This window comes from Glutamicibacter sp. BSL13, assembly GCF_052928425.1.
Genome location: NZ_JAVGCZ010000156.1, coordinates 1 through 4,059, shown reverse-complemented (window position 1 = coordinate 4,059; position 4,059 = coordinate 1). Strand labels below are relative to the sequence as shown.

Genomic DNA, 4,059 nt, shown 5'->3' with positions numbered 1-4,059 from the left:
CAAGGTTGCACTAAGCGGCAGCGAGCGAAGGGACGCAGCAGATGGAGCACCCAGTCAACGGCGACTTGCCTCGGGGCGTAATTACGACCGGGGTCGATCAGCTGGCCGAGACCAATCCTTTTAAGCCTGGAAGAATTTCCCCGCACACCTATTACAAGGCCGATAACTTCCGGGTGACCGAGCTGGCCTTTGACGACCAGGTGGTCCTCAGTGAGCATTCCTCGCCGCACCCGGTGATCATCCAGGTGGCCTCCGGAAGCGTTGAGCTGGAGATCGGTGGAACGGTGCATCGGTTGGCCGCTGGGGCGATGATGCATTTGGAGGCGTCCCTGGAGCATTCGGTCACCGCCCTGGAGCAGGCGCGGCTGTTGTTGATCTTCCTGTGCCGCTAGACTCTTTTATATCTGCCAATCCACTTTCGAGCCGTATGGTCTCTGACCGAAACATTAATCGTGTGGAAGATTCGACGGGTCAAAAAACGCATAATGCACCGCGGACTCTCCCTGTTGGTTATGCCACGGGGCGCGGCGTTTCTCACCGTATATACGTGTTGCTCATCGTGGGATACTCAGACCAGGACACTAAGGTACAGGACGCCGTTCAATGCTCAATCGTCACCGAAGTTAAGCTGCTCATTGCTTATGCGCGCGGGTGAGTTGTCTGGCGGTGTCCGGAAACTCTGAGAATTTCGGGTTATCGCCGGTTTGGATGAAGGCGACATCACTCCCACGGGGGACTCGTCCGTTGCGTATCTGACCGCGGAACCCGCGAATCGTCTGCGCGTGTCGACCGCTCCGATGAAGATATCATCGCTTGCGGCAACACCCGAGTAGCGGCCTTGCTCCTCTGCTGAAACCCAATAGTCATTGCCTGTGAATGATGCACAGGCATCGATTTCCTTAAGAACTTCGAGATTGGACGGAGTGCGGATGCTGAGGGCCGCAGAGTCGGCTGGATCTTCAAGTTTCAGCGTGATGGCTCGGAAAAAGAAGTAAGAATGGGAGTTTAGTACTAGCTGGTCTTGGACCAACGGCCGGGGTTGAAGCCAAATTTCGCGCCGACTCGGGCATGACTCAAAGTATGGCTGAGCCGCGAGGTGTCGCTTGCGAGAATTGTCTGTCTAAGTTTTTGGGCGGCCTTAGCGCACCGGCCTACCCCGAGGGAAATAACCCCGGGACCTGGTAACCTTGCGCGGCTTAGATCATCGGTTCCATCTCGCTGGTAGTGTAGACGACCTTGGGCAGTTCTTGCGGGAACACCCGGAACGGGGTGAACCTCTCGTAGGCATTGCGCCAGGGTAGCCACTGCCGGGGGTACTTCCTGCCCCGCGTTCTCTGGTCTCGAAATCATTCAGAGCCTGAGCCCGCCGCCTCAATGGTCGGCGCCTTGTAAATGTCGTTCAAGTGTCGGCTGACGGCGTCGCGGTCTGTGCAGTGAACCCGTCGTCGCGCGGATCAGGTGCACCTCGCAGGTCTGTTCCGTCGCCCAGAGCTTACACACTCTGTGAGTATTGAAATAGCTGGTCTGGAGAATGAGCACCTTGCAAAGCGTCACCCATCACAGTGTTACTTCACCGGTGACTTCTTTCTTCGAGCGTCCCCTTGGCTCCAGGCCGCGTCTGACGCGGCGCACGACGGGCTTTTACATGCCCCCGCCAGGAAGGATCACACTGCATATGACATCACGTGACGAGTATCACGTGAATAATCTTCCCGACAATAAATCACAGGCCTTGAGGAAAGCTCTTCCCCCGCTGACCGCGTCACTACAGGGTTCTGTAGTAGTCATTGAGGTATCAACATGAGGTGAGCCTAACTTGATGTAAAGGTTCATAAATACGAATCATACCTGTGGCGCTTATAACTTAGGTGTACCTCATGTACGGTTAGGAGCTGTGGCCGCACCGGTCACAGCTAGCCCCCGACCTGAGAGGTAGACCTTTCATGGGACTTCCCGCCATTTCCGGATACCACTGGCAGGCACAGTCGAACGCCGCCAACGCCGTTGACTGGAGCATCGACCCGCGTCGCGCTGTGCTGCTGGTGCACGACATGCAGCAGTACTTCCTCGACGTCTTTGACCGGCGCGATCCCCGCGCCCAGATCAACGCAGCCGTTGAAAACATCGGTGCGCTGCGACAGGCTGCCGACGCCGTAGGGATCCCGGTGGTCTACACCGCCCAGCCACCCAACCAGGATCCGGCCGACCGCGCCCTGCTCACCGACTTCTGGGGCACCGGGCTGGTGGCCGACGGGCGCGAACGCATCATCGACGCATTGGCGCCGCGCGAGGGCGAACACGTGCTGACCAAGTGGCGCTACAGCGCCTTCGCCCGTACCGAACTCGACCAGCTGCTGAAAGCGTGGGGGCGCGACCAGCTGCTGATCACCGGGGTCTACGCGCATATCGGCTGCCTGACCACCGCGCTGGATGCGTTCATGCGCGATGTCCAGCCGTTCCTCATCGAGGACGCACTGGCCGATTTCTCGCTGGAGGAGCACCAAATGGCCGTGGATTACGCCCGTGGCCGCTGCGCCGTGGTCGGCGACACGAGCTCGGCGCTTGCCGAGATCCGCGTTCCGGTCGCTGCTGCCCGATGAGCGCGAACCCCACCGCGAGACTGGTGCTGGTCACCGGTGCCGCCGGCGGCATCGGCGCCGCCGTCGCCGAGGAACTGGCCGGCAGCGGGCATGAGGTGCTGGCGGTGGACCGGGCCGGGCAGGGCGTACTGGCCCTGGACCTGACGGCCGAAGACGCCGTGGGGCGGCTGGATCAGGCCCTGCGCGAGCGGCTTGCCGACGGGACCCGGCTGCACGGCCTGGTCAACGTCGCCGGTGTGCTGGCCGCCGGGCGGCTGCTGGACATGGAGGCAAAGGACTGGGACGCGATGCACGCGGTGAACGCCCGCGCCGTGTTCCTCGTCTCCCAGCTGGCCGCCCGCACCATGATCGCCCAACAGTCCAGCGACCCGGCCAATGCCCGGGGCATCGTGACCGTCAGCTCGAACGCGGGCAACACCCCGCGCGACGGGCTGGGCGGATATGCGGCCTCCAAGGCCGCGGCCACCATGGCCACCCGATCGCTGGCCCTGGAACTTGCCGGGCACGGCATCCGCGCCAACGTGGTCAGCCCCGGCTCCACCGCCACCGCGATGCTGCACGGCATGGATCCGGACGGCGACATCGAGCCGGCCTCGATCGCCGGAGACCCCGCCCGCTTCCGCATCGGCATTCCGCTGGGACGCGTGGCCGACCCGCGGGACATCGCCGGGACGGTCGTCTTCCTGCTCTCGGCGGCCGCACGTCATATCACCGGCGCCGATCTGACCGTCGACGGCGGCGCCACCCTCTAGCCATCACTGGGCGCCGCAAGACGCCCATCCAGCCATCCCCAGTGCAAGGAATCCCCACGCCATGAACCCAAACCTTTTGGCGGCCAGGCCCCGCGCCGAGCGCGGCGGCCCCCACACCGCCGGAACCCCGGCCGGCTTCCGCTTCGCCTCCTATGGCCGGGTGCTCACCGGCCACGGGGTGCGTGCCCGCCTCGACAACGACCGGGCCCGCCAGATGGGGCTGGCCGCGGCCGCCCGCGAACTGCTGGCAGCCCACGGGCCCGACAGCGTGCTGGTGGGCATGATCCCCTTCGACCCGGACGCCGACGTCCACATGTACCTGCCCGAACGCGCCGAGCGCACCCCGATGCACCGCATCCCGGCCGCTAGCGCGCCGAACGTGCGCATCGAACAGGTGCGCGGGGCCGACAACCCCGACTTCATCTGCGCGGTCGATGCCGCGGTGGAGCGCATTGCCGCCGGGGAACTGGAGAAGGTCGTGCTCGCGCGCACCCTCGAAGTCGAGGCCGGCGAACCCTGGGACGCCACCGCGATCTGGCAGCGGCTCTACCGGCAGAACCCCGCCGGACACAGCTTCGCGCTGGACACCCCGGACGGCGGGATGATGGTCGGCAACAGCCCCGAGCTGATCGCCGGGGTCCGCCACGGGCAGCTGAGCAGCCACCCGCTGGCCGGCTCCGCGGCCCGGCACGCTGCGCTGGCCGCGG

General features: G+C 64.2%; 4 protein-coding genes and 1 pseudogene. 4 read left to right on the top strand and 1 reads right to left on the bottom strand.

Annotation, left to right across the window (positions count from 1 at the left end):
• The first annotated feature begins 41 nt into the window (after positions 1–41).
• Positions 42–392: a cupin domain-containing protein gene (locus RCJ92_RS15195; RefSeq protein ID WP_446755029.1), complete on the top strand. Its 351-nt coding sequence runs from the start codon at positions 42–44 to the stop codon at positions 390–392.
• A 767-nt stretch (positions 393–1,159) separates the two neighbouring features.
• On the opposite strand, the pseudogene RCJ92_RS15190 reads toward RCJ92_RS15195, so the two are convergent.
• Positions 1,160–1,485, bottom strand: a pseudogene (locus tag RCJ92_RS15190) (transposase); the annotation flags it as partial.
• Positions 1,486–1,943: 458 nt separating this feature from the next.
• Between RCJ92_RS15190 and RCJ92_RS15185 the strand changes: the two are divergent.
• The 3 genes from RCJ92_RS15185 to RCJ92_RS15175 all read left to right on the top strand — a co-directional run.
• Complete coding sequence (locus RCJ92_RS15185) at positions 1,944–2,600, top strand: isochorismatase family protein (protein WP_446755028.1); 657 nt, start codon at positions 1,944–1,946, stop codon at positions 2,598–2,600.
• Entirely contained in the window at positions 2,597–3,352 is a 756-nt protein-coding gene (locus tag RCJ92_RS15180) for an SDR family oxidoreductase (RefSeq protein ID WP_446755027.1), read from the top strand. The genes RCJ92_RS15185 and RCJ92_RS15180 overlap by 4 nt, the downstream gene beginning before the upstream one ends.
• A 61-nt stretch (positions 3,353–3,413) precedes the next feature.
• Positions 3,414–4,059: chorismate-binding protein (locus tag RCJ92_RS15175; RefSeq protein WP_446755026.1), on the top strand; the 646-nt coding region annotated here is incomplete at its 3' end.